The organism is uncultured Microbacterium sp. (assembly GCF_945952435.1).
Classification (GTDB): domain Bacteria; phylum Actinomycetota; class Actinomycetes; order Actinomycetales; family Microbacteriaceae; genus Microbacterium.
In genome coordinates, this window is sequence record NZ_CAMFHZ010000022.1 from 33,301 (window position 1) to 57,217 (window position 23,917).

22 protein-coding genes and 1 pseudogene are annotated in these 23,917 nt (G+C 71.5%); 15 read left to right on the forward strand and 8 right to left on the reverse strand.

The features are described 5' to 3' along the window. Both Q0P88_RS11945 and Q0P88_RS11950 read left to right on the forward strand, forming a co-directional pair. Positions 1-1,530, forward strand: a complete 1,530-nt coding sequence (locus Q0P88_RS11945; RefSeq protein ID WP_295014405.1) for an ABC transporter ATP-binding protein — start codon at positions 1-3, stop codon at positions 1,528-1,530. 86 nt (positions 1,531-1,616) lie between these two features. Then, positions 1,617-2,381, forward strand: coding sequence for an energy-coupling factor transporter transmembrane protein EcfT (locus tag Q0P88_RS11950; protein WP_295014451.1), 765 nt, complete (start codon positions 1,617-1,619; stop codon positions 2,379-2,381). A gap of 86 nt (positions 2,382-2,467) precedes the next feature. On the opposite strand, the gene Q0P88_RS11955 is transcribed toward Q0P88_RS11950, so the two are convergent. Then, positions 2,468-3,229 (reverse strand): helix-turn-helix domain-containing protein, encoded by a 762-nt coding sequence (locus Q0P88_RS11955; RefSeq protein ID WP_295014407.1) that lies wholly within the window; start codon positions 3,227-3,229, stop codon positions 2,468-2,470. Between the two features lie 110 nt (positions 3,230-3,339). On the opposite strand from Q0P88_RS11955, the gene Q0P88_RS11960 reads away from it, so the two are divergent. Further along, the gene (locus tag Q0P88_RS11960; protein WP_295014409.1) at positions 3,340-4,131 is read left to right on the forward strand and encodes a class I SAM-dependent methyltransferase; all 792 of its coding nucleotides are present in this window, start codon (positions 3,340-3,342) and stop codon (positions 4,129-4,131) included. Between the two features lie 78 nt (positions 4,132-4,209). On the opposite strand, the gene Q0P88_RS11965 is transcribed toward Q0P88_RS11960, so the two are convergent. Then, positions 4,210-4,935, reverse strand: a complete 726-nt coding sequence (locus Q0P88_RS11965) for an aminoglycoside 3'-phosphotransferase (protein WP_295014411.1) — start codon at positions 4,933-4,935, stop codon at positions 4,210-4,212. Between the two features lie 210 nt (positions 4,936-5,145). Here Q0P88_RS11965 and Q0P88_RS11970 point away from each other — a divergent pair, with 210 nt between their 5' ends. From Q0P88_RS11970 to rlmN, 3 genes are all read left to right on the forward strand, one after another. After that, a complete protein-coding gene (locus Q0P88_RS11970) occupies positions 5,146-5,907 on the forward strand; it encodes an SDR family NAD(P)-dependent oxidoreductase (RefSeq protein ID WP_295014413.1) in 762 nt (253 codons plus the stop codon). A 121-nt stretch (positions 5,908-6,028) separates the two neighbouring features. Beyond that, the gene (locus Q0P88_RS11975) at positions 6,029-6,871 is read left to right on the forward strand and encodes an NAD(P)-dependent oxidoreductase (protein WP_295014415.1); all 843 of its coding nucleotides are present in this window, start codon (positions 6,029-6,031) and stop codon (positions 6,869-6,871) included. Positions 6,872-6,975: 104 nt separating this feature from the next. Next, the gene (gene rlmN / locus Q0P88_RS11980; protein ID WP_295014453.1) at positions 6,976-8,202 is read left to right on the forward strand and encodes a 23S rRNA (adenine(2503)-C(2))-methyltransferase RlmN; all 1,227 of its coding nucleotides are present in this window, start codon (positions 6,976-6,978) and stop codon (positions 8,200-8,202) included. Positions 8,203-8,452: 250 nt separating this feature from the next. Here the strand turns inward: rlmN and Q0P88_RS11985 are convergent, their stop codons facing one another. Continuing rightward, entirely contained in the window at positions 8,453-9,364 is a 912-nt protein-coding gene (locus Q0P88_RS11985; RefSeq protein ID WP_295014417.1) for a LysR family transcriptional regulator, read from the reverse strand. Positions 9,365-9,427: 63 nt separating this feature from the next. Here Q0P88_RS11985 and Q0P88_RS11990 point away from each other — a divergent pair, with 63 nt between their 5' ends. The 3 genes from Q0P88_RS11990 (at position 9,428) to Q0P88_RS12000 (ending at position 13,447) form a co-directional block, all read left to right on the forward strand. Then, a complete protein-coding gene (locus Q0P88_RS11990; RefSeq protein ID WP_295014419.1) occupies positions 9,428-10,225 on the forward strand; it encodes a 3-hydroxybutyrate dehydrogenase in 798 nt (265 codons plus the stop codon). A gap of 115 nt (positions 10,226-10,340) precedes the next feature. Beyond that, positions 10,341-12,248, forward strand: a complete 1,908-nt coding sequence (locus Q0P88_RS11995; RefSeq protein ID WP_295014421.1) for a DUF4407 domain-containing protein — start codon at positions 10,341-10,343, stop codon at positions 12,246-12,248. Between the two features lie 185 nt (positions 12,249-12,433). After that, positions 12,434-13,447, forward strand: coding sequence for an aldo/keto reductase family protein (locus Q0P88_RS12000; RefSeq protein ID WP_295014423.1), 1,014 nt, complete (start codon positions 12,434-12,436; stop codon positions 13,445-13,447). A 193-nt stretch (positions 13,448-13,640) separates the two neighbouring features. Here the strand turns inward: Q0P88_RS12000 and Q0P88_RS12005 are convergent, their stop codons facing one another. From Q0P88_RS12005 to Q0P88_RS12015, 3 genes are all read right to left on the reverse strand, one after another. Continuing rightward, positions 13,641-14,150, reverse strand: a complete 510-nt coding sequence (locus Q0P88_RS12005; RefSeq protein WP_295014425.1) for a glycine cleavage system protein R — start codon at positions 14,148-14,150, stop codon at positions 13,641-13,643. A 92-nt stretch (positions 14,151-14,242) separates the two neighbouring features. Further along, a complete protein-coding gene (locus Q0P88_RS12010; protein WP_295014427.1) occupies positions 14,243-15,307 on the reverse strand; it encodes a PLP-dependent cysteine synthase family protein in 1,065 nt (354 codons plus the stop codon). 165 nt (positions 15,308-15,472) lie between these two features. Next, on the reverse strand, positions 15,473-16,042 hold the full coding sequence (locus Q0P88_RS12015) for a CGNR zinc finger domain-containing protein (protein ID WP_295014429.1): 570 nt from the start codon (positions 16,040-16,042) through the stop codon (positions 15,473-15,475). 39 nt (positions 16,043-16,081) lie between these two features. Here Q0P88_RS12015 and Q0P88_RS12020 point away from each other — a divergent pair, with 39 nt between their 5' ends. From Q0P88_RS12020 to Q0P88_RS12040, 5 genes are all read left to right on the forward strand, one after another. Continuing rightward, entirely contained in the window at positions 16,082-17,065 is a 984-nt protein-coding gene (locus Q0P88_RS12020) for a DMT family transporter (protein ID WP_295014431.1), read from the forward strand. Between the two features lie 91 nt (positions 17,066-17,156). After that, positions 17,157-17,834 carry a GntR family transcriptional regulator gene (locus Q0P88_RS12025; protein WP_295014455.1) on the forward strand — a complete coding sequence of 226 codons (678 nt, stop codon included), beginning with the start codon at positions 17,157-17,159 and terminating at the stop codon, positions 17,832-17,834. Then, positions 17,831-19,357 (forward strand): MmgE/PrpD family protein, encoded by a 1,527-nt coding sequence (locus Q0P88_RS12030; RefSeq protein ID WP_295014434.1) that lies wholly within the window; start codon positions 17,831-17,833, stop codon positions 19,355-19,357. Before Q0P88_RS12025 ends, Q0P88_RS12030 begins: the two co-directional genes overlap by 4 nt. Before the next feature lie 115 nt (positions 19,358-19,472). Continuing rightward, positions 19,473-20,381 carry a methylisocitrate lyase gene (gene prpB / locus Q0P88_RS12035; protein WP_295014436.1) on the forward strand — a complete coding sequence of 303 codons (909 nt, stop codon included), beginning with the start codon at positions 19,473-19,475 and terminating at the stop codon, positions 20,379-20,381. A 75-nt stretch (positions 20,382-20,456) separates the two neighbouring features. Then, entirely contained in the window at positions 20,457-21,590 is a 1,134-nt protein-coding gene (locus tag Q0P88_RS12040) for a bifunctional 2-methylcitrate synthase/citrate synthase (protein WP_295014438.1), read from the forward strand. A 283-nt stretch (positions 21,591-21,873) separates the two neighbouring features. On the opposite strand, the gene Q0P88_RS12045 is transcribed toward Q0P88_RS12040, so the two are convergent. Both Q0P88_RS12045 and Q0P88_RS12050 read right to left on the reverse strand, forming a co-directional pair. Next, the gene (locus Q0P88_RS12045; RefSeq protein WP_295014440.1) at positions 21,874-22,467 is read right to left on the reverse strand and encodes an antibiotic biosynthesis monooxygenase; all 594 of its coding nucleotides are present in this window, start codon (positions 22,465-22,467) and stop codon (positions 21,874-21,876) included. Between the two features lie 113 nt (positions 22,468-22,580). Continuing rightward, the gene (locus tag Q0P88_RS12050; RefSeq protein WP_295014442.1) at positions 22,581-23,546 is read right to left on the reverse strand and encodes an acetylxylan esterase; all 966 of its coding nucleotides are present in this window, start codon (positions 23,544-23,546) and stop codon (positions 22,581-22,583) included. A gap of 73 nt (positions 23,547-23,619) precedes the next feature. Here Q0P88_RS12050 and Q0P88_RS12055 point away from each other — a divergent pair. Then, positions 23,620-23,917 (forward strand): annotated as a pseudogene (locus tag Q0P88_RS12055) (hypothetical protein); the annotation flags it as partial.

A 23,917-nucleotide genomic window follows, 5' to 3' on the forward strand; every position in this document is an offset into this window, starting at 1 on the left:
ATGACCGCGGCCCGGGTCGTCGCCGAGGGCTGGGGCTGGCGCTACGCCGGGCGCCGGCTCCCCGCCGTGCGCGACGTCTCCTTCTCGATCGAGCCGGGGGAGCGCGTGCTCCTGCTCGGGGCCTCGGGTGCGGGCAAGTCGACGCTGCTGCGCGGCATGGCCGGCCTGCTCGGGGATGACGAGGAGGGGGAGCGCTCCGGCGTCCTCCACGTCGACGGCCGGGATCCCGCGCACCAGCGCGGACGGATCGGCCTCGTCCTCCAGGACCCGGAGGCGGGCGTGGTGCTGTCGAAGGTCGGCGACGACGTGGCGTTCGGCTGCGAGAACCTCGGCGTTCCGCCGGAGGAGATCCCGGATCGCGTCGCCGATGCACTGGACGCCGTCGGCCTGCCCGTGGCGCAGGACCGCTCGACGAGCGCACTCTCCGGGGGGCAGAAGCAGCGGCTCGCCCTGGCCGGCGCGCTCGCGATGCGCCCGGGCCTGCTGCTGCTCGACGAGCCCACCGCGAACCTGGATCCGGCGGGCGTGCACGAGGTGCGCCAGGGCGTCGAGCGGGCGGTCGCGTCGACCGGTGCGACGCTCGTCGTCATCGAACACCGCACCGCGGTGTGGGCGCACCTGATGACACGGGTCGTCGTCCTGGCCTCCGACGGCGGCCTGCTCGCCGACGGAACGCCCGAGGAGGTCTTCGGCCGCCACGGCGACGCGCTCGCGGCGGCCGGGGTGTGGGTGCCCGGGCGCCCGGTCGAGCTGCCGATCCTTCCGCCGGCGGACCGCGAGGCGGAGCCGATCCTCACGACCCGCGACCTCGCCATCACGCGGGATCGCCGTCATCCCGTGCAGCGGGGACTCGCGCTCGCGATCCCGCGGGGGTGCGCGACCGTCATCACCGGTCGCAACGGCACCGGCAAGTCCACCCTCGCGTTGACCCTCGCCGGTCTGCTCGCGCCGCTCGCGGGCGACGTGCGGGCGGCGGACGATCTGCGACCGCCGCGCGGCGGGTTCCGTCGTCGCCTCGGACCGGGGCCGATCGGCTGGAGCTCGCGATCCCTGCTCACCCGGATCGGCATGGTGTTCCAGGAGCCGGAGCACCAGTTCCTCACCCAGACGGTGCGCGAGGAACTCGCGGTCGGTCCGCGTGCGCTGGGCTGGCCCGCCGCACGGATCGACGCCGTCGTGGACGGGCTCCTCGACCGGCTCGGCCTCGCCCCGCTCGCCGAGGCCAATCCCTTCACCCTGTCCGGCGGCCAGAAGCGCCGACTGTCCGTGGCCACCGTGCTCGCGGCGGCGCCCGCCGTGATCGTCCTCGACGAGCCGACGTTCGGGCAGGACCGGCGCGGGTGGATCGGCCTCGTCGCCCTTCTGCAGGAGGAGATCGCGCGCGGCACGACGGTGATCGCGGTGACCCACGACGAGGATGTGATCCGTCACCTCGGGGGGCGGCGCATCGAGCTCGGAACGGACGCGGCCGGCCCGGACGCACCGGGATCCTCTCGCGGCGTCTCCGTCGGCGCGGGGGGCCGCTCGTGACGGCGCCCGTCACCCATCGCACGCAGCCTGCTCGGACGGGCGGCCCGGAGCGTGGTGCGCGCACCGCGCGCGACCGGCGCGAGGTCGTGACCCCGCGCGCCTGGATCGACGGGGTCAACCCCGTCACCCGGGTGCTGCTGGCCCTCGTGCTCTCGGTCCCGCTCTTCGCCTCGATCGACGTGACCAGCGGCCTCGTGGCGATCGCGCTGCAGCTCCTGTGCGTGCCGTTGACCGGGCTGCGCGTGCGCACGGTGCTGCGCCGGATCGGACTGCTGCTGCTCGTCGCGCCCGTCGCGGGCGTCAGCATGCTGCTCTACGCGGCACCCGCCGGACAGGTGTTCCTCTCGTTCGGGGTCGCCCGCATCAGCGAGGGATCGATCCAGCTCGCGATCGCGGTGAGCCTGCGGGTGATCGCGCTCGGGCTGCCCACGATCCTGCTGTTCGCCCGGACGGATCCGACAGAGCTCGCCGATGCGCTCGCACAGGTCGCGCACCTGCCCAGTCGGTTCGTGCTCGGCGTGCTCGCCGGCACCCGCATGCTGGGGCTGTTCGTCGACGACTGGCGCACGATGTCCCTCGCCCGTCGCGCGCGGGGGGTGGGGGATCGCGGCGTATTGCGCCGCTTCTTCACGATGTCGTTCGTGCTGCTCGTGTTCGCGGTGCGGAGGGGGACGGCGCTCGCTCTTGCGATGGAGGCGCGCGGGTTCGGTGCGGACGTCCTGCGGACCTGGTCCCGCCCCTCGCGGCTGCACGCCCGCGACGCCGTCGCGCTCGCGGGCGGCGTGGGCATCATGGCGCTCTCGATCGCGGCGGCGGTCCTGACCGGCACGTTCCGGTTCGTGTGGTCGTGATCGTCGTCAGGACGGACGCCGGGGATCGCGACCCGCGGGTGCCTTCCTCTCGGCAGCAGTGACCGCGCGAGATCCGTGCGAGCCGATCACCCCGCGGGCAGCCAGAGGGTCATCCGCACGCCGTCCTCCGGCAGGTGCAGCACCTCGTAGCTGCGCTTCTCGACCGTCCCTGCGGCCGTGCGGATGTGCGTGACGGCGGCGCGGCGGCGCTGCACGACGTGCTCTCCCCACCAGGTCGCGAACAGGTCGCTCTGTGCACTGAGCTCGTCGACCAGGGCCACGAGCTCGGGATCGGCGAGGTCGTGCGCGTTCGCCGCCCGCAGGTGCGCGACGGCGCCGCGGGCGAGATCCTCCCACTCGACGAAGCGCTCCCGGCTGCGCGGATCGAGCAGCAGCGAGCGGACCGTGTTGCGCTGTGCCGGCGGCAGCGCGGCGAGGCCCTCGTGCAGATCGAGTCCCTCGGGATTCGCGGCGATCACGGTGCTGAGCCGGTCGAGCACATAGGCGGGGCTCGGGCGCACGGTCTCGACGAGGAGCGCCATACGGGCGAGCAGTGCGTCGTCCGGGATCCGCGCCGGGAGCGGGTGCGGCTCCCGCAGGCGGCGCAGGTGATCCGCCGCATCCCGGTCCAGGTGCAGGGCGTCGGACAGCGCCTGCAGCACGGCGTCGCTCGGGTGCGTCTCGCGTCCCTGTTCCAGGCGCACGTAGTAGTCGACGCTGATGCCGGCCGCGGCCGCGACCTCCTCGCGGCGCAGGCCCGTGATCCGGCGCCGACCCGCGGGGGCGGATCCGCTCAGCCGTTCGTCGGTGCGTCGCGCGCGCAGGAAGTCGCCCAGCGCGTTCGCCATCCGAGTTCCCCGATCCGCGCCGTGAGAGGGTGCGGCGCTCCTAGGAAGACTACGGTCTTCCGCGCCGGAGCGCCGGGCGAGAGGCTGGGCACGACCCGAGGAGGAGCCCGATGACCCCCTACACCCACGGCCACGCAGACGCGGTGCTGCGTTCGCATCGGCGGCGCACCGCCGAGGACTCGGCCGCCTACCTGCTGCCGCATCTGAGGGCGTCCGACCGCCTGCTCGACGTGGGTGCGGGCCCTGGCACGATCACCGCGGACCTCGCGGGGCTCGTCGCCGAGGTGGTCGCGACGGAGATCGGCGAGGACGAGCTGGCGCTCACCCGGGCGACGGCCGCAGAACGGGGCGTGACGAACATCGCGTTCCGAGTGGCAGACGTGCACGCCCTCGACGTCCCCGACGCGAGCTTCGACGTCGTGCACGCGCACCAGGTGCTCCAGCACGTCGCCGATCCGGTACAGGCGCTGCGCGAGCTCGCGCGCGTGACGAAGCCGGGCGGGATCGTCGCGGTCCGCGACAGCGACTACGGGGGCTTCCGCTGGTGGCCCGAATCGGACGCCCTCGACCGCTGGCGGGAGCTCTACCAGGATGCGGCGCGCGCGAACGGCGGGGCCCCCGATGCCGGGCGACGTCTGCTCGGCTGGGCGCGGGCGGCGGGCCTGAAGGACGTGGTGGCGACATCCAGCACGTGGTGCTGGGCCAGTCCCGAGGACCGGGCGTGGTGGGGCGGGATGTGGGCCGACCGGATCCTCGGGTCCGCGATCACCCGGCAGCTCCTCGACACGGGGGCGGCGACGGGGGACGACCTGGAACGGATCAGCGCGGGCTGGCGCGCCTGGGCGGGGGAGGACGACGGCTGGTTCTCGATTCTGCACGGGGAGATCCTCTGCCGGGTGTGAGGGGCCGGGTGTGAGGGGGCGGGTGCGAGGGGGCGGGCGCGTGAGGACCGATCCGCGCGGCGGGCGGAGCGGATCCGCTCAGGTCGCGTCCCAGAGGGCCCGGTAGTAGGCGATGCGCGCGCGATCCGGTCGCACCCCGTACGCCTCGATGAGCAGGTCCTCGTAGCCCGGCCCGAAGTTCCAGGTCGTGCTCATCGACGCGACGGCGATATCCGCCCAGCGGTCGGCCGTGCCGAGGGCTCCGAGGTCGACGTGCGCCAGCCAAGCGCCGTCGTCGGAGAGCAGCGTGTTCGGGACGCAGGCGTCCCCGTGGCACACGACGAGCCGATCGATGGGCGGGGGCTCGTGCAGGCGTTGGGGGACGACGACGCCTCGGCGTGCGGCGGCGTCGATCCGCTCGGGGACCCCCCAGCTCCACGGGCACTCGGCGACGGGCAACGCGTCGTGCAGCGCGCGCAGCGCCCGTCCGACGGCGGGCACGGCGATCTCGGGCCGCGCGATCCACCGGGCATCCACGGCGCTGCGCCCGGGGAGGGAGACGGACACCAGCCACTCCTCCGCATCATCCTCGCCCTGGGCGAGCACGTGCGGCACGGGGGTCCAGGCGGATGCCCACCGCATCCGCTCCGCTTCGTCGCGCAGGGTCGTCTCCGCATGGCGGGGGCCGTGCTTGAGGTAGCGGCCGTCGTCGGTGCGGAACGTCAGACCACCGATCCCGTTCTCCCACACCGGGGTGAGGGCCGCGCCGCGCGCGAGGGCACGGACGCGTGCGGGCACGCGCACCTCGCCGGAGGGGATCGTCATGCGTCCATCCTCGCCGGTGCGCGACGCGATCGTGGGCGCCGGCCGTTCGCCGCCCGCGCTCGCCCGGTCGCGGACGGACGTCCTCCCGTGCTGAGATGGGCATGTCACGGCCGGCGCGCCATAGAGATCTCGCAGACGCGGGCCGGCGAAGTATTGAGACGCAGACTCACGTATGCTGAGACTCAGTTGCAGGTTCGAAGGAGAACATCCATGCAGATCCAGGGATCCGGCGCCCTTGTCACGGGCGGTGCGTCCGGGCTCGGCCTCGCCACGGCACGTCGCCTGGCCGCCGCGGGCGCCGTCGTCACGATCGTCGACCTGCCGTCCTCCCGCGGCGCGGCGATCGCCGAGGAGGTGGGCGGCGTGTTCGCCCCCGCCGACGTGACCGATCCGGCCGCGATCGCCGAGGCGGTCGCCCTCGCCCAGGCCGCGGCCCCGGTGCGGATCGTGGTGAACTGCGCCGGCATCGCGCCGCCCGCGAAGGTGCTCGACCGCGACGGCAACCCCGCCGATCTCGCGGCCTTCGAGAGGATCGTGCGGATCAACCTCGTCGGCACGTTCAACGTGATCTCCCAGGCCGCCGCAGTCGTGTCCACGAACGAGCCGACCGCCGACGGCGACCGCGGCGTCATCGTGAACACCGCGAGCGTCGCCGCGTTCGACGGGCAGATCGGACAGCCGGCGTACTCCGCCTCCAAGGGAGGCGTGCACGCGATGACCCTGCCGATCGCCCGTGAGCTCGCCCGCTACGCGATCCGCGTCTGCACGATCGCCCCCGGGATCATGGAGACGCCGATGCTCGCCGGGCTCCCGCAGGCGGCGCAGGACTCGCTCGGAGAGCAGGTGCCCTATCCGTCCCGTCTCGGGCGCCCGGACGAGTATGCCGCGCTCGTGCAGCAGATCGTCGAGAACGGCTATCTGAACGGCGAGACGATCCGCCTCGACGGCGCGATCCGCATGGCCCCGCGCTGAGCGGATCCCACATCCTTGCTCCCGTCGCAGATGATGCCGCTTTCCGCCGTTCGGAGCGACATCTTCTGCGACGGGAACAGCCCTGACCGTCCTCCAGAGACCTGAGAGACCCGAGGAACGCATGACCGAGAACAAGCCCCTCGCCGGAAAGACCATCCTGATGTCGGGCGGCAGCCGCGGCATCGGCCTCGCGATCGCTCTGCGCGCCGCGGCAGACGGCGCCAACATCGCCCTGCTCGCGAAGACCGACACCCCGCATCCGAAGCTCGAGGGCACGATCCACACCGCTGCGGAGCAGATCCGGGCCGCGGGCGGTCAGGCGCTCGCGATCGTCGGCGACGTGCGTGACGACGAGAGCGTCACCGAGGCCGTGCTCACGACCCAGGGCGAGTTCGGCGGCATCGACATCGTCGTCAACAACGCCAGCGTGATCGACCTCTCCGGATCCCTCGACCTGTCCGCCAAGAAGTACGACCTCATGCAGGACGTCAACGTCCGCGGCACGTTCATGCTGTCGCGGGCCGCGGTGCCGGTGCTCAAAGACGCGGCGAACCCGCACATCCTCTCGCTGTCGCCGCCGCTGAACCTGAGCCCTCGCTGGCTCGGCGCGCACACCGGCTACACGCTCGCGAAGTACGGCATGACGATGACCACGCTGGGCCTCGCCGCCGAGTTCGCCGACGCCGGGATCGCCGCGAACACCCTCTGGCCGCGCACGACGATCGCGACCGCGGCCGTGCAGTTCGCCCTCGGCGGCGATCGGATGATGCGGGTCAGCCGCACGCCGGAGATCTACGCGGACGCCGCGTACACCGTGCTGACGAAGCCCGCGCGCGAATACACCGGGCAGACCCTGATCGTCGAGGACGTGCTGGAGGGTGAGGGGGTCACCGACTTCTCCGCCTACGCCGCGACGCCCGGGACCCCGGACGACCAGCTGTTCCCCGACATCTTCCTCGACTGATCCGCGCGGGCGGGCGGGCCTCGGTGCCCAGCCCGCTCGCACCCTCCAGGCCGTACCCTGGAAGCATGAGCGACACTCCTGCGTCCGCGCCCTCCGATGCGCCCATGCGGCGCACCTCCACGCGCGCCGCGCAGGTGCGTCCCGCCACCGAGGGCTGGACGCAGAAGAAGGACGCGGAGGGGCGTCCGCTGCTGCAGTTCGCGAGCCCGCGCCGCGGCAAGCCGCCCGTGCACCTCGCCGACCTCACCCCGGCCGAGCGCATCGCGAAGGTGACCGAGCTGGGCCTGCCCGGGTTCCGCGCCAAGCAGCTGGCGACGCACTACTTCACGCACTACACGTCGGATCCCGCGCACATGACCGATCTGCCGGCGGCGCAGCGCGACGAACTCGTGGCCGGGATGCTGCCGCCGCTGCTCACCGAGGTCCGCCGCCTCGAGACCGACCGCGGCGACACGATCAAGTTCCTCTGGCGCCTGCACGACGGGGCACTCGTCGAGTCGGTGCTCATGCGCTACCCGGGCCGTATCACGCTGTGCGTGTCGAGCCAGGCCGGGTGCGGCATGAACTGCCCGTTCTGCGCCACGGGTCAGGCGGGACTCACCCGCAACATGTCGACCGCCGAGATCATCGAGCAGATCGTGCGGGCCAACCGGCTCATCGCCGAGGGCGGGCTGGGCGGCAAGAAGGCGGACGACCACTCGATGGAGCGGGTCTCGAACATCGTGTTCATGGGGATGGGCGAGCCGCTCGCCAACTACAAGCGCGTGATGGATGCCGTGCGCATCATGGTCGCGCCGCAGCCCGAGGGCCTCGGCATGAGCGCACGCGGCATCACCGTGTCCACGGTCGGACTGGTGCCGGCGATCAACAGGCTCGCGGACGAGGACATCCCCGTCACGTTCGCGCTCTCCCTGCACGCGCCGGACGATCAGCTCCGCGACGAGCTCATCCCGGTGAACTCGCGGTGGAAGGTCGACGAGGCGCTCGACGCGGCGCGCGGCTACTTCGAGAAGACCGGGCGGCGCGTCTCGATCGAGTACGCGCTCATCAAGGACATGAACGACCACGCCTGGCGGGCCGACCTCCTCGCGGAGAAGCTCAACGCCCGCGGCCGCGGCTGGGTGCACGTGAACCCGATCCCGCTGAACCCGACGCCCGGATCCATCTGGACCGCGTCCGAGAAGGAGGTGCAGGACGAGTTCGTCCGCCGCCTCAACGACGCCGGTATCCCGACCACCCTCCGCGACACCCGCGGCAAGGAGATCGACGGCGCGTGCGGTCAGCTCGTCGCCACGACCGAGGACGAGGCCGCCGCGGCCGCGATGGCCTGATCCGCCGGGACGCGTCCGCGCTCGCTCCCGCTCCGCTCGCTCGGTCCCCACTCGCGCCCACCCCGGTCGTGCCCGCCCCGGTCGCTCCCGTCCGAGCTCGCTCGGTCCCGGCTCTGACGCGTTTCCCTCCCCTGCGTGTCTTTCCCTCCCCGTGCTCACGCTGCTGGGAGGAGGGAAAGGCACTGAGGGGAGGGAAGCGCGTAGTGGCGTGCGCGCGAAGGGCGGGGCTGGCGGGGAGGGGTAGGGAGCCTCAGCGCTCGCCGAGCAGCGCGGGGCGCACGTCGGCGAGGCGCTGCTGCAGCGCCTCCAGGAACGCGGAGATCGCCGGCTGGTTCAGCGCCTCCGGGCGCGCGATGAGCCAGTACGGGAGCCGTTCGTCGATCCGGTCGGGCAGCACGCGGATCAGGTCGTCGTGCCGGTCGGCGAGGAAGGCGGGCAGGAGGCCGTAGCCCGCGCCGCCGCGTGTCGCGTCGACGTGCACGTACACGTTGGTGCTCGCGACCGCGTCGAGCATCCCCGGTACGGCTCTGCGCGCGTCGTCCAGCGAGTCGACGTGCAGCATCGACTCGATGAAGTACACGAGCGGCTGCCCCACGAGGTCTTCCGGGGATCGGGGCGCGGGGTGGTCGCGCAGCCAGTCCCGGCTCGCATAGAGGCCGAGCGCGTAGTCGGCGAGATGGATCGCGCGGGCCCGTCGCACCTGCGGGCGGCCGACGACCACCTCCAGGTCGGCGCCCGTGCGCTGATGCGAGGCCTGCCGGGTCGACGTGATGACCTCGAGCGAGACGTCGGGGTGCACCCTGCGCAGAGCCGACATGGCGGGCGCCGCGACGAAGCCGCTGAAGCCGTCGGTCGCCGAGAGTCGGATCAGGCCGCCCACCCGTGCGCCGTCGCGGGCGTCGAGACGTTCGAGCGCCCGCTCCACGCCCTCCGCAGCGGCGAGCGCCCGCGATCCCAGCGGCGTCAGCTCCCATCCGGCTCCGTCGCGAGAGAGCACGCGCCCGCCGAGCTGGGCCTCCAGGGCCGCGATGCGTCGGGCGACCGTGGTGTGGTTCAGGCCGAGCTGCTGCCCCGCGCTCGTGAACCGTCCGCTGCGGGCGACGGCGAGCAGCACGAGCAGGTCGTCGGCGCTGAGCGGGGGTGTGGGGAACCGCGCGTCCATGTATGCAGTTTTGCATAGTGGCGCCCCTTGGACGCGTGCATCCGAGTCAAGTACCGTGCTGGAATGGCAGAGCAGCGACCCGTGATGACCGACGTCGATCCCACCGGCCGCGGCGACGCGGACCTGGAAGGGCGCCGAGCGCTCGTGACCGGCGGAGGCAGCGGCATCGGTGCCGCGTGCGCCAGGGTGCTCGCGCGCAGCGGCGCGCGCGTGATCGTGCTCGATCGCGACAGCGACGCCGCGACGGCGGTCGCGGACGAGATCGGCGGGGAGGCGCTGGCCGTCGATCTCGGCGATCTCGACGCGCTCGCGACCCGCGCCTTCGACGCCGACATCCTGGTCAACAGCGCCGGGATCCAGACCGTGGCGCCGATCGTCGAATTCGATCCGCGCACGTTCCGGCGGATGATCGACCTCATGGTGACCGCGCCGTTCCTGCTCACCCGCGCGGTGCTCCCCGGGATGTACGCACGCGGCTGGGGGCGTGTCGTGAACATCAGCTCGGTGCACGGCCTCCGCGCGAGCGAATACAAGGTCGCCTATGTGACGGCCAAGCACGCGATGGAGGGCCTGTCGAAGGTCACGGCGCTCGAGGGTGGCCCGCACGGCGTCACCAGCAACTGCGTCAACCCCGGATACGTGCGCACCCCGCTCGTCGAGAAGCAGATCGCCGATCAGGCCCGCACGCACGGCATCGCCGAGTCCGAGGTGATCGAGAAGGTCATGCTCGTCGAGTCGGCGATCAAGCGGCTCCTGGAACCCGAGGAGGTCGCGGATCTCGTCCGCTGGTTGTGCGGGCCGACCGCGGCGTCCGTCACCGGTGCGTCCTACACGATGGACGGCGGGTGGAGCGCGCGCTGAGCCGCAGTGCCGTGTGCGCGGGGGAGCCTGCGCTGAGCCGGCACCTCGGATCCGCTGGGCGGGCGCCCAGGGGTCGTCCGGTTCCCATACAGCCGGCGGGCTCTAGCCTGTCAGGATGTCCTATTCCGCGCACAGACCCGGTCGCATGGACTCCCAGGGCCGGATCTCCTTCGACGTCGACGGACAGGGCGACCCCGGAACCACGCCCGACGAGCCGCTCTATCACGTCCGCGATTACGCTCCCGAAGGCGCGGAGCCGGCCGACGAGCCCTTCCTGACCGAGGCCGCGGGGCCGGCCGTTCCGGCCCAGACCGCCGCCCCGGAGCCGGCCGCCGCCCCGGAGCCGGCCGCTGCTCCGGAGCCGCTCGTGGTCCCGGATCCCGCCCCCCTTCCTCCGCGAACCGCGGAGAAGGGCGGGGAGAAGGTCGACAGGACCAAGGCCCCCCGCCCCGCCCGTGCCCCCAGGACTCCGAAGGAGCCGAAGACCCCCCGCCCCCAGGGCTGGTTCCTGCGTCGTCTCGCGATCCTCGGCGGCGCCGATGGCGCGATCCTGGACAAGGTCCCGAGCGAGCAGCCGCGTTTCGTGCAGATGTTCTTCGTGCTCGCCGGCACCGCCCTCGTCTCCGCGCTGTCCATGCTCTTCGCGCTCACCACCGGTGTGCAGGTGCTGGTCTGGATCGCGGCGCCGCTCGCGGTCGTCTGGGCGCTGCTCATCTTCAACCTGGACCGCTTCCTCACCTCGACCATGCGCTCCACGCGCAAGGTCGGCCGTCTCATCGGCCTCGCGGTGCCGCGCGTGCTCATGGCCGCCATCATCGGGTTCGTCGTGGCGGAGCCGATCGTGCTGCAGGCCTTCCACAACGACATCGCCCGCGAGGTCACCGCGACGAACCTCGTGCAGGCGCAGAGCGACCAGAAAGCCGTGCAGGACGGTCCGGAGAAGAAGGCGCTCGACGCCGCGTCGCAACGTGTCTCCGATCTCCAGAACCAGGCGTCGACCGGCATCGTCAAGGGCACGTCCAGCGACTCCGCCTCGCAGAAGGCGGCCCAGGGCACGGTGACGCAGATCACCGCGCAGATGGCCGCGCAGCAGAAGGTGATCGATCAGGCCCGCGCGCTCTACCAGTGCGAGCTGACCGGCGAGGGCGCCGGCACGGTTCCCGGCTGCACCGGGGTGCAGGGCGACGGCGCCAGCAGCGACGCGGCGAAGTCGCAGCTCGACCAGGCGCAGCAGACCTACGACTCGCTCGCCGCGCAGCTGCGCCAGGCCAACGCCGATGTCGAGTCGGCTGACAGCTCGTCCAAGTCCGCGACGTCGGCCTCCGAGACGCAGAACCGCCAGCAGGCGAAGGATCAGCTGCCCGCCGCCGAGCAGGCCTACAAGACCGCGCTCGACGCCTACAACGCCCGTGCGGCCTCCGTGGCAGGCACGAACGCCGGGGCGATCGGTCTGCTCAGCCAGATCTCGGCCCTGGACCGGCTGTCGGCGAAGGAGCCCGTGCTGGGCTTCGCGCACTGGCTCATCGCCGCGCTGTTCTTCATGATCGAGCTGCTGCCCGTGATCGTGAAGGTCCTGACGAGCTGGGGAGATCCTTCCCTCTACGAGAAGGCCGAGGCGATCGCCAAGCAGGTCGAGCTCGACCGGGTCACCTCCAAGGGGTATCGCGACCGTGCCGCGATCATCGCGGAGGAGGCGCAGCACCGCTCCTTCGCCGAGGCGCACGAGGCCGAGACCGCGGCCGCAGCGGATCCGGCCCCGGCGGTCCGCGCGGCCGCGCCGCCTGTCCCGCCGTCCGCGGTGCCTGTCCCGGCGCCGTTCGCACCGCCCGTCCCGCCGGCCGCCGCAAAGCCTGTCCCGCCGTCCGCCGCCGAGCACGCGCACGTCGCCGCGTCGTCGTCCGCGCCGGGGAGCGCCCCGTCCTGGCCGGTCCCCGCGCACCCCGGAGTCGCGTCGGCCCATCCGGGTCCTTCGTCGCCCCGCGCGGCGGCGTCGGTCGAGCGGCCCGAGAACGCCCGCGTCTAACGCTCTCCCGCTGCCGGGCGCACCCTGATCCCCGTTGGGCTCTGATCCGGTTCGAACCAGCTCCCGTCGCGAAAACTGCCGGAAAGACAACCGGAAAGCGGCACTTTTCGCGACGGGAGCTGATGTGTCGCTCGGTGCAGGGCGCAACCGGCCGCACCCGGTCGGGGCGCGCCTACGCTGGATCCATGGTCAATTACCGATACCTGGGCAACAGCGGTCTGAAGATCTCCGAGATCACCTACGGCAACTGGGTCACCCATGCCTCGCAGGTCGAGGACGACGCGGCCGTGAAAACCGTGCACGCCGCACTCGACGCGGGCATCACGACCTTCGACACGGCCGACACCTACGCGAACACCGCCGCCGAAGTCGTGCTCGGCAAGGCCCTCGCCGGGCAGCGCCGGGAGAGCCTGGAGATCTTCACGAAGGTCTACTTCCCGACGGGTCCCAAGGGGCCGAACGACACCGGGCTCAGCCGCAAGCACATCCTGGAGTCGATCGACGGATCGCTGACGCGTCTCGGCACCGACCACGTCGATCTGTACCAGGCGCACCGCTTCGACTACGAGACGCCGCTCGAGGAGACGTTCCAGGCCTTCGCGGACGTCGTCCGCCAGGGCAAGGCGCTCTACATCGGCGTCTCGGAGTGGACCGCGGAGCAGCTGCGCGAGGGCCACGCGCTGGCGAAGCAGCTCGGCGTGCAGCTCATCTCGAACCAGCCGCAGTACTCGATGCTGCACCGCGTGATCGAGGGCAAGGTCGTCCCGGCCTCGGAGGAGCTGGGCATCTCGCAGATCGTCTGGTCGCCGATGGCGCAGGGCGTGCTGAGCGGCAAGTACCTGCCTGGTCAGCCGGTTCCCGAGGGATCGCGGGCGACGGATCCGCACTCCGGCGCGCACTTCATCCAGCGGTTCCTGCAGGACGACATCCTCACCGCGGTGCAGCGGTTGAAGCCGATCGCGGCCGACGCGGGGCTCACGATGCCTCAGCTCGCGATCGCCTGGGTGCTGCAGAACAAGAACGTGGCCGCGGCGCTCGTGGGTGCGTCCCGTCCGGAGCAGCTCGCCGACACCGTCAAGGCGTCCGGCGTGGTGCTCGACGCCGACACGCTCCGCGCGATCGACGAGGCGCTCGCCGGGGTCGTGAACGACGATCCGGCCGACACGGACGACGTCTCGCCGAAGGAACGCCTCGTCTGACGCACGCTGTCGTCGGTGCTTGTCCGACCGTTCTCAGGGTGGATCCGCTCCGAAGGGCGCGACCACGTCTCACGCGCTCCTCGTGCGGAGCCCATCCTGAGAACGGTACGGGTGCAGACCGGTACGGCGCGGACCGGTACGGCGCGGACCGGTACGGCGCGGACCGGTACGGCGCCGAACGCCCCGTACCCGGTCAGGCGACGGTGATGTCGACCTGGAGATCGTTCGCGAGGCGCTCGAGGTCCCCGCGCAGCGTCTCCGGATCCGCGTCGGCGGGCACGGTCGCCACGACGGCGGCCTCGAAGAGACGGCCGCCCGCCATCGCGGCGTCGCGGGTCTCGCTGGTCATGCTCTCGATGCTCAGCGCCCGGCGGTTCAGCACGCTCGAGATCTCGCGGACGATGCCGGTGCGGTCGTTGCCGAGCACTGTGATGTGCAGGCGCTGCAGCTCGTCGGCGGTGGCGGATCCGGGTCCCGCGTGCACGGCGATCGTCATGAGGCCCTCGAGCCCGCTCAGCGAGGCGCGCAGCTCCTCCACCCTGTCGAGGGGAACCGTCACCTGCACGACGCCGGCGAACGTGCCGGAAAGTTCGGCGAGACGGCTGTTCTCCCAGTTGCCTCCGTGCTCGTCGACGATGTCGGCGACGGTGGCCACGAGGCCGGGGCGATCGGTTCCGACGAGGGTGAGGATGAGCGTGATCATGCGGACAGCGTAGCCCCGTGCCGCGCCGCCGCCGAGGCGTCGCGCACGCGTCGACGGGTCAGGCGCGCGCGCCGCCCGTCGGTCGTCGCGGCTCAGTCCGCGTCCCAGACCCCGGTGTCGAGGAAGTGCTCCAGGCGCGCCCGGTGCGGGGCGAGGTCCCAGCCCTGCGCCGCGACCCAGTCGTCGGAGTAGTACGTGTCGAGGTAGCGGGTGCCGCTGTCGCAGATGAGCGTGACGACGCTGCCCTGCTCGCCCCGGGCGCGCATGCGTGCGATGAGCTGGAACGCCCCGACGAGGTTCGTGCCGGTGGATCCGCCGGCCCAGTGCAGGGTGCGAGAGCGCAGGAGCCGGATCGCGGCGACCGAGGCGGCGTCGGGGACGGGGAACATCTCGTCGATCACCCCGGGGACGAACGACCGCTCGACTCGAGGCCGGCCGATGCCCTCGATCCTGCTCTGGCATCCGGTCGTGACGGTCGGGTCCCCGGTGCGCCAGCCCTCGTAGAACGCGGACCCTTCCGGATCGACGACCGCGATCCGGGTGCCGTGGCGGCGATAGCGGACGTACCGGCCGAACGTCGCACTCGTGCCGCCCGTGCCCGCTCCGACGACGATCCAGGTCGGAATCGGATGCCGCTCGTGCGCCAGCTGGCTGAACACGCTCTCGGCGATGTTGTTGTTGCCGCGCCAGTCCGTCGCCCGCTCGGCATACGTGAACTGATCGAGGAAGTGGCCGCCGCATTCGTCCGCGAGCCGCTCGGCCTCCGGGGCCATCTCGGGGGAGGAGTCGACGAAGTGGCACCGTCCCCCGTAGAACTCGATGAGATCGATCTTCTCCTGGCTCGTCGATCGCGGGACCACCGTGACGAAGGGCAGTCCCAGCATGCGCGCGAAGTACGCCTCGGAGACCGCGGTCGAGCCGCTCGACGCCTCGACGAGCGTCGTGTTCTCGTGGATCCGGCCGTTCACGAGACCATAGAGGATGAGCGAGCGCGCGAGGCGATGCTTGAGGGAGCCGGTCGGATGCACCGACTCGTCCTTGAGGTACAGATCGATGCCCCACTCCGGCGGCAGCGGGAAGACGTGCAGGTGCGTGTCGGCGCTGCGGTTCCCGTCCGCCTCGAGCTTCGCGATGGCGGATCCGGTCCAGTCGGTCATTGTTCGAGGGTAGCGGCCGGCGCCGGACGTCCGACGCGTGCGAATCCTCCCGCAGGTTCCGGATCCCCGCGCAGCGGATCCGGCCCGCCTCCGGTTCGGAGCGGTCGCGCACCTCCCGGGGGCGGAGGCTCGCCCGCGACCCCTCGGAGGAGGGTGCCCCGAGGTTTACGGTGTGGGCCCGGAGCCGCCGCCGCGTCTCGTGCCCGCGCCGCGGCGGGCGCGATAGGCCGCGACCGCATTGCGGTTCGCGCAGGTCACGGAGCAGTACCGCTTGGAGCGGTTGCGGGAGAGGTCCAGGGCGAGCGAGAGGCACGTGTCGTCGGCGCAGACCGAGATCCGCGACCCCTCGTCGGCGCGGATCACGTCGATCAGCGCCATCGCCGTCTCGACGAGGATCCGGTCCGGGAGCGGGCGGTCGTCGGCGACCGCGTGCAGGTGCCAGTCCGCGTCGTCGTGACGGACCAGGCGCGCCGCGAGGGGGACGCCCGCCAGCGCGGCGTTCACCTCGCGAGCCATCGCGTCGCGCGGCGCGAGCAGCATGGTGCGCAGGCGCGGGCGCAGGGCGCGCAGTGCCATGAACTCCGCCTCGTCGCGGTCGATGCGCCCGGTGTAGGGGTGCGCGACGAGGAAGGCGTCCAGGTCGGCGGGATCCTGCAGGGTGTCCGGATCCTCTGCGGAGTTGACGAGATCGACGGCGGCCCGCAGCGACTCCTCGGTGTCATCGGCGAAAACCATATTGACATCTTACTGCGTCACATCGTAGCGTCACATGTCATGGCAGGTATCACCAGTGACGTGATGGCGGAAGCGCCGACGTCCCGCGATGCGCGCGGGGGGCTCCTGCTCGCGATCGCCGCGGCGTTCTCCTTCGGCATGTCCGGTGGCTGGGCGCGAGGTCTGATGGACGCCGGATGGAGCCCCGGCGCCGCGGTGCTCGCGCGGGTCGGGGTCGCCGCCCTCGTCCTGCTCGTGCCCACGGTCCTCGCGTTGCGCGGGCGATGGCGCGCGCTGCGGCGCCACGCGGGCACGGTCGCCGCCTACGGGCTGCTCGCGGTCGCGGCGACGCAGTTCTGCTACTTCCAGGCCGTGGCTGTGATGGACGTCGGCATGGCGCTGCTCATCGAGTACACCGCGCCCGTCGCGGTCGTGCTCTGGCTGTGGGTGCGCCGCGGAGAGCGACCGAGTCGGCGCAGCGTCCTCGGCGCGGCGGTGGCGTTCGTCGGACTCGTTCTCATGCTCGACGTCTTCGGCGCCAGAGTGAACCTTCCCGGACTCGCCTGGGCGCTCGCCGCGATGGTCGGAGCGGCCGCGTACTTCCTCCTCTCGGAGCGCGACGACACCGGGCTGCCGCCGATCGCCCTGGCGGGATCCGGTCTCGTCCTCGGCGCACTCGGCCTCGGAGCGGCCGGACTCGTCGGACTGCTGCCGGTCGCGTGGAACACGCACGTCGTGGCGTACCGGTTCGGAACCGTGCCCTGGCCCGTGCCCGTCCTGGCGATGGGCGTGGTCGCCACCGCGATCGCCTACGTGCTCGGAATCGCCTCGACCCGCCGACTCGGATCGCGTCTCGCGGCGTTCGTGGCGCTTGCGGAGGTCGTCGCCGCACTGCTCTTCGGGTGGCTGATGCTGGGCCAGCTGCCCGATCTGCTGCAGGCGTTCGGCGGTGTCCTCGTGCTGGGCGGCGTCGTGCTCGTCAAGCTCGGCGAGCCGATCCCGGGAGCTCGGGAACCGATCGCGGAACCGGCGGTGAGCGGCTGATCTGTATACGTAGGGAGGATCTGGGATCCCTGGAGAGCACTTCAGAGTCGTTTGTGTATACAATGACCGCATGAGCATCGTTGCGGAAGGAATGCGCGCAGGCGAGTTCGCCTACCGCGCACTTCTCGACGAGATCCAGTCGGGATCCCTCGCGGCCGGCACGGTGCTCGCCGAGGTCGAGCAGGCCGAACGCCTCGGCGTCAGCCGCACCCCGCTGCGTGAGGCGCTGCGCCGTCTCGCCGCCGACGGACTCGTCGCACAGGTCTCGCCCCGGGTGACCGTCGTCTCGGCGATCGACGCCGACGACATCCGCGACCTCTTCGCACTGCGCCGCGCGCTCGAGGAGACGGCGGCGCGATCGGCGGCGGCGTCCGGAGGTCGCGACGGATTCCTGGACCTCGCCGGACGGTTCGCCGCCGCGACGGACGAGCTGGACGACGAAGACGGCCGGGAACGCTACTACGCGCTCATCCGGCAGTTCGACGCCGCGCTCGACGCGGCGGTCGACAACGACTACCTCACCGCGGCGCTGCGCACCGTGCGCACGCACCTCGTCCGCGTGCGCCGCATGGCCCGCGACAAGCCTCAGCGCCTCACCGCGAGTGTGAACGAGCACCGGCTCATCGCCGAGGCGATCGGCCTCGGGGACGGCGAGCTCGCCGCGCACGCCACCCACGTCCACCTGCACAACGCACTCGCGAGCATCTTGGCATCGCTGGAGCCCGCCGCCGGCGACGGCGCGAACACCGACACGAAGGAACGAGCATGACCACCACCCATCACCTCCGCGTGCACCGCAGCGACGAGCAGCTCGAGCGGCAGGGGCAGCTCGCCTGGCGGATCGCCGAGATCGCCGCCGACGAGGTGGAGGTCGACGCGGACGTCGTCGACATGATCATCAACCGCGTGATCGACAACGCCGCCGTGGCCGCCGCCTCCCTCACGCGCGGCCCGGTCAGCGCGGCCCGCCAGCAGGCGCTCGACCACCCGGTGTCGGTCAACGGAGCCGGATCCACGATCTTCGGCTGCCCGCTCGAGCGGCGCACCAGCCCGGAGTGGGCGGCGTGGGCCAACGGTGTCGCCGTCCGCGAGCTGGACTACCACGACACGTTCCTGGCCGCCGAGTACTCGCACCCCGGCGACAACATCCCCCCGATCCTCGCCGTCGCGCAGCACGTCGGATCCGACGGACGCGCGCTCACCCGCGCGCTCGCGACCGGATACGAGATCCAGATCGACCTCGTGAAGGCGATCAGCCTGCACGCGCACAAGATCGACCATGTCGCCCACCTCGGCCCTTCGGCGGCTGCGGGCATCGGCACGCTGCTGGGACTCGACGTGCCCACGATCTACCAGGCCGTCGGTCAGGCGCTGCACACCACGACCGCGACCCGGCAGAGCCGCAAGGGCGAGATCTCCACCTGGAAGGCGCACGCCCCGGCGTTCGCCGGCAAGATGGCCGTCGAGGCCGTGGACCGCGCGATGCGCGGGGAGACGTCGCCCAGCCCGATCTACGAGGGGGAGGACGGCGTGATCGCGTGGATGCTCGACGGACCGGACGCCTCCTACGAGGTGCCGCTGCCCACGGCCGGCGAGGCCAAGCGGGCCATCCTCGACTCCTACACGAAGGAGCACTCCGCCGAGTACCAGGCGCAGGCCTGGATCGACCTCGCGCGCAAGCTGCACGGCGAGCGTCCCGAACTCGCGGATCCCGCGCAGGTCGAGTCGATCGTGCTGCACACGTCCCACCACACGCATTACGTGATCGGATCCGGCGCGAACGACCCGCAGAAGTACGACCCGCACGCCTCGCGCGAGACGCTGGACCATTCGATCCCCTACATCTTCGCGGTCGCCCTGCAGGACGGCACCTGGCATCACGTCGACTCCTACGCCCCGGAGCGGGCGCAGCGCGAGGACACCGTGGCGCTCTGGCACAAGATCACCACGGCGGAGGATGCGGAGTGGACCCGCCGCTACCACTCGATCGACCCCGCGGAGAAGGCGTTCGGGGGACGGGTGGAGATCCGCCTGACGAACGGTGAGACGGTCGTCGACGAGATCGCCGTCGCGGACGCGCATCCGCTGGGCGCGCGGCCGTTCGCGCGTGCCGACTACATCCGCAAGTTCCGGATCCTGGCAGAGCCCGTGCTCGAGGAGTCCGAGATCGAGCGGTTCCTGGGCCTGGCCGAGCGCCTGCCCGAGCTGACCCCGGAGGAGGTCGGCGCACTGACCATCGTCGCCGCTCCCGGCGTCCTCGCCGCCGCTCCCGCTCCGAAGGGCCTGTTCTGATGTCGCCCGCGGACACGACGCAGGAGATTCTGCGGCTCCGCGCCGGATCTGTGGCAATCGCGACGGCTTCTCCTGCGTCGTGTTCTGGATGCGGGATCGACCGAGGGAGGAACTGATGCTGTACGCGGCCACCACCGCCGCCGAGAAGAGGCGGATCCTGCGTGAGCGACTCGCCGCAGGAGAGCTGCTGCGCTTCCCCGGCGCGTTCAACCCGCTGAGCGCCCGGCTCATCGAGCGGAAGGGTTTCGACGGGGTCTACATCTCGGGCGCCGTGCTCTCGGCCGACCTCGGCCTTCCGGACATCGGCCTCACCACGATCACCGAGGTGGCGGGTCGGGGGCAGCAGATCGCCCGGATGACCGAGCTGCCCGCCATCATCGACGCCGACACCGGCTTCGGAGAGCCGATGAACGTGGCGCGTACGATCCAGACGCTCGAGGACGCGGGGCTGGCCGGGACGCACATCGAAGACCAGATCAATCCGAAGCGCTGCGGCCACCTGGACGGCAAGGCGGTCGTCGACGAGTCGACCGCGACCAAGAGGATCCGGGCCGCGGTCGACGCGCGTCGGGATCCGAACTTCCTCATCATGGCGCGCACCGACATCCGTGCGGTCGAGGGGATGGATGCCGCGGTGGATCGGGCCAAGGCCCTGGTCGACGCGGGCGCCGATGCGATCTTCCCCGAGGCGATGCGCACGCTCGACGAGTTCGAGCGGATGGCGAGCGCGCTCGACGTGCCGATCCTCGCCAACATGACCGAGTTCGGCAAGAGCGAGCTGTTCACGACGGATCAGCTGCGCGACGCGGGCGTGCAGATCGTCATCTGGCCGGTGTCGATGCTCCGGATCGCGATGGGCGCGACCGCCCGGGCCCTGGATACGCTGAACGACGAGGGCCACCTCACGGGCAAGCTCGGCGAGATGCAGCACAGGGCGGAGCTGTACGACCTCATCGACTACGAGGGCTACAACCACTTCGACACGAACGTCTTCAACTTCACATTGGACCAGACCGCTCGCTGAGGGCGGCGAAGCGACATCCGACCCGGGTGCCGAGCGACGAGCGCAGCGACGGGCCGAAGGACACGAAGGAGTGACATGACCGATCCCGAGATCAAGAAGGGCCTCGCCGGAGTCGTCGTCGACACGACGGCGATCAGCAAGGTCAATCCGGAGACCAACAGCCTGCTCTACCGCGGCTACCCCGTCCAGGAGCTCGCGGCCACCCAGCCGTTCGAGGCCGTCGCCTATCTGCTGTGGAACGGCGAGCTGCCGACCGCGGTCCAGCTCGCGACGTTGCGTGCGACCGAGCGGGAGCACCGTGCGCTCGCCGAGAACGTCCGGACCGCGATCGACCTCGTGCCGCTCGAGGCGCATCCCATGGACGAGGTCCGTACCGCCGTGAGCCTCCTCGGCGCGTCGGATGCGGTCGGATCCGGATCGGTCCTCGACGCGAGCGGGACTCCCGAGCAGAACCTGGAGCGCAGCGTCCGGTTGTTCGCCGCCCTTCCCGCGATCGTCGCGTACGGGCAGCGTCGTCGCCGGGGACAGGACCTCATCGAGCCCAGGGACGATCTGGACTACTCGGCGAACTTCCTCTGGATGACGTTCGGCGAGGAGCCGGATCCGGTGGTCGTCGACGCTTTCAACCGTTCGATGATCCTGTACGCGGAGCACTCCTTCAACGCCTCCACGTTCACGGCGCGGGTGATCACGTCGACCCTGAGCGACCTCTACTCGGCCGTGGTCGGTGCGATCGGGGCGCTGAAGGGGCCGCTGCACGGCGGGGCGAACGAGGCCGTGCTGCACATCTTCGACGAGATCGGCGAGGCGTCCCGCGTCAACGCCTGGCTCGACGAGGCGCTCGCGTCGAAGCGCAAGATCATGGGCTTCGGACACCGCGTCTACAAGAACGGCGACTCCCGCGTGCCCACCATGAAGGCGGCGCTCGACGAGCTGGTCGCGCACTTCGACCGTCCCGACGTCGCGGAGCTCTACACCGCGTTGGCCGACGAGTTCGTCGCGCGCAAGGGCATCCACCCCAACCTGGACTACCCGTCCGGTCCCGCGTACAACCTCATCGGCTTCGACACGCTCACGTTCACGCCGCTGTTCGTCGCGTCGCGCGTCACCGGTTGGACGGCGCACGTCATGGAGCAGGCGGCATCGAACGCGCTGATCCGCCCTCTCTCGGTCTACGACGGCCCCGCCGAGCGCCACGTCGAGGACTGAGCGCTCGCTTCGGTCTGGTTCGCGGCGCGATATGTCGGGTTTGTAGGGGCGGTCCGGCCCGTGCGCGCGTGTCGGCGGCCCAGCTCTCGGCGCGATCTGGGTGGGGCAGCCTGGCGCGATATGTCGGGTGTGTGCGGGTTTTGAGGGTGGATCCGTTTCGATCGCCCGAGAATCGTGCGATCACCCGACATATCGCGTCCCGTCCGGGCGTCCGGTCGCGCACGTCGGGCAATTAGTCGACTCCTGGTCGACGCTCTGGCGTAGCCCGGTCGCCCGCGCGCAGCTAACGGTTCAGCCAGTGCCGCAGGCTGCGGGTCACCCAGGGCAGCACCCAGTACGTCATGATCGGCGTGAGGACGACGGTCGTCGTGATCACGCGCAGCCAGATCGGCAGCTCGTTCCACCCGGGCACGGGACTCATCAGGTACGTGAAGACGAGGTTCACCGGGAAGAAGCCGAGCCAGATCGACACGGCTTGCTTCCAGCGCGGTGGCGACGGCGCGACCACCACGGTCGTCGATCCTGTCCCGTTCGGCACGGTGATCGTCTCGGTCGATGGTTCGTCGAACCACCCCTCGATACCGGTGCGGCGGCGGGTCTCCGCACTGCGGACGAACTCCTCGCCCATCGCGAGCCACCAGGCGCGTTCGCTCGACGCCTCCCAGGCCTCCAGCGAGGGCTCGTCGGCGAACCTGTAGAGCATGTGCCAGTGGTGGGAGCTTGCTCCCTCGCGCACCCACCCCGATCCGAGGAAGCCCGCATAGCGGCTCGCCAGGTTCACCCCCGTCTGCACCCAGGCCGTGGCCTCGGTGATGCGGTCGGGGTCGACCTCGCGGCGGATCGACACGGTGATGGGCGCGGGGGACGTGCTGGACATGGTGGTGGTCCTCGGGGAGAGCGTGCTTGTGGCGTCCTCGATTGTACGGATCCCATGTTTCGCCGACGTTGCGGATCGGCCGGCCGGCCCGCCCGCGCGGGGCGGGGGTGACGTCAGAACCGCTCGGCGAGCCAGGCGGTCTGGCGCAGCCACTGCGCGAAGGATCCGCCTTCGTGGCCGTTGAACTCGTAGACCTCGATCGCCGTGTCGTCCGACGCCACATGGTTGTAGGCGGCGAAAACGCTCGACGGCAGCACGATCGGATCCATGAGACCGACCGAGAACAGGGCAGGGATCTTGATCCGTCGCGCGAAGTTGACGCCGTCGAAGGACGACAGCGTCTCGAAGACCTGCTCCACCCGATCCCGGTGCACCGAGAGATACCGCTCGATCTCCCGGAACGGGGGCTCCGGCGTCAGCGCGACGGATCGACGGAAGTCGCACAGGTAGGGCACGTCCGGCATGGTGGCGGCGATGCCGGGGTGCAGCGCGGCCGCGGCGATGCTGATCCCCCCGCCCTGGCTCGCGCCGGTCACGGCGATCCGCGCGGGATCGACGAAGTCGAAGCCCTGGACGGCGTCGACGAGCAGCACGGCGTCGGTGAAGACGCGACGGTAGTAGTAGTCGTCCCGGTGGGAGATCCCGCGGGTCATGTATCCGGGCGTCGCGCTGTCGGAGCCGTGCGGGTCCGGGGTGTCTCCGCCGGTGCCCCATCCCGCTCCCTGGCCCCGGGTGTCCATGAGCACGTGCACGTAGCCGGCGGCCGCCCAGTGCAGGCGTTCGCCGGGGATGCCGCGGCCGCCGCCGTACCCGATGTACTCGACGACGACGGGGAGGGCGCCCTCCCGCCGGGGTCGGGTCACCCAGCCGCGGATGCGCTCGCCGCCGAAGCCGGAGAACGTGAGATCCTCGACGACGAGTTCGCCGATCGGCGTCGTCGCGGGAACGAGCTCCGGTGCTTGGGCGAGGGCGCGCGACTCCGCGAGGGTGCCCTCCCAGAACGCGTCGAAGTCGGACGGTTCGGCGACATCGGGGCGGAAGGTGCGGAGTTCGGCGAGAGGAAGATCGGTCAGGGGCACGAGTGCCATCGTAGAGGGGGTGTGTGCGGGATCGGCCGACCCTGCGGGGCCCTCCGTCGCTAGAGTGTGAGCCATGGTGGACCAGGGAGACTCGCCGCAGGGCGGTCACGAGCTGAACTTCGGATCGACGCCGCAAGATCCGTCGACGCCGCCGCCGGGCGCGCCTGAGCCTCCGGCCGTCCCCGGAGCCCTGGACGTGCCTGACGCGCCCGCGACCCCGGACGTGCCGTCGTACGGCGCGGATCAGGGCATGTCGCCGCGATCGCCGGACCCGTATCCCGGGCAATCCGGTGCGTATCCCGGGCAGCCGGGCGCCTACCCCGGCCAGCCGGGCGCTTACCCCGGGCAGCCGGGCGCTTACCCCGGGCAGC

Excerpts from the sequence above, each read along its gene's own strand:
- Q0P88_RS11945 (WP_295014405.1), top strand. The coding sequence starts at position 1 with ATGACCGCGGCCCGGGTCGTCGCCGAGGGCTGGGGCTGGCGCTACGCC.
- Q0P88_RS11955 (WP_295014407.1), bottom strand. The coding sequence starts at position 3,229 with ATGGCGAACGCGCTGGGCGACTTCCTGCGCGCGCGACGCACCGACGAA.
- Q0P88_RS11960 (WP_295014409.1), top strand. The coding sequence starts at position 3,340 with ATGACCCCCTACACCCACGGCCACGCAGACGCGGTGCTGCGTTCGCAT.
- Q0P88_RS11965 (WP_295014411.1), bottom strand. The coding sequence starts at position 4,935 with ATGACGATCCCCTCCGGCGAGGTGCGCGTGCCCGCACGCGTCCGTGCC.
- Q0P88_RS11970 (WP_295014413.1), top strand. The coding sequence starts at position 5,146 with ATGCAGATCCAGGGATCCGGCGCCCTTGTCACGGGCGGTGCGTCCGGG.
- Q0P88_RS11975 (WP_295014415.1), top strand. The coding sequence starts at position 6,029 with ATGACCGAGAACAAGCCCCTCGCCGGAAAGACCATCCTGATGTCGGGC.
- rlmN (WP_295014453.1), top strand. The coding sequence starts at position 6,976 with ATGCGGCGCACCTCCACGCGCGCCGCGCAGGTGCGTCCCGCCACCGAG.
- Q0P88_RS11985 (WP_295014417.1), bottom strand. The coding sequence starts at position 9,364 with ATGGACGCGCGGTTCCCCACACCCCCGCTCAGCGCCGACGACCTGCTC.
- Q0P88_RS11990 (WP_295014419.1), top strand. The coding sequence starts at position 9,428 with ATGGCAGAGCAGCGACCCGTGATGACCGACGTCGATCCCACCGGCCGC.
- Q0P88_RS11995 (WP_295014421.1), top strand. The coding sequence starts at position 10,341 with ATGTCCTATTCCGCGCACAGACCCGGTCGCATGGACTCCCAGGGCCGG.
- Q0P88_RS12000 (WP_295014423.1), top strand. The coding sequence starts at position 12,434 with ATGGTCAATTACCGATACCTGGGCAACAGCGGTCTGAAGATCTCCGAG.
- Q0P88_RS12005 (WP_295014425.1), bottom strand. The coding sequence starts at position 14,150 with ATGATCACGCTCATCCTCACCCTCGTCGGAACCGATCGCCCCGGCCTC.
- Q0P88_RS12010 (WP_295014427.1), bottom strand. The coding sequence starts at position 15,307 with ATGACCGACTGGACCGGATCCGCCATCGCGAAGCTCGAGGCGGACGGG.
- Q0P88_RS12015 (WP_295014429.1), bottom strand. The coding sequence starts at position 16,042 with ATGGTTTTCGCCGATGACACCGAGGAGTCGCTGCGGGCCGCCGTCGAT.
- Q0P88_RS12020 (WP_295014431.1), top strand. The coding sequence starts at position 16,082 with ATGGCAGGTATCACCAGTGACGTGATGGCGGAAGCGCCGACGTCCCGC.
- Q0P88_RS12025 (WP_295014455.1), top strand. The coding sequence starts at position 17,157 with ATGCGCGCAGGCGAGTTCGCCTACCGCGCACTTCTCGACGAGATCCAG.
- Q0P88_RS12030 (WP_295014434.1), top strand. The coding sequence starts at position 17,831 with ATGACCACCACCCATCACCTCCGCGTGCACCGCAGCGACGAGCAGCTC.
- prpB (WP_295014436.1), top strand. The coding sequence starts at position 19,473 with ATGCTGTACGCGGCCACCACCGCCGCCGAGAAGAGGCGGATCCTGCGT.
- Q0P88_RS12040 (WP_295014438.1), top strand. The coding sequence starts at position 20,457 with ATGACCGATCCCGAGATCAAGAAGGGCCTCGCCGGAGTCGTCGTCGAC.
- Q0P88_RS12045 (WP_295014440.1), bottom strand. The coding sequence starts at position 22,467 with ATGTCCAGCACGTCCCCCGCGCCCATCACCGTGTCGATCCGCCGCGAG.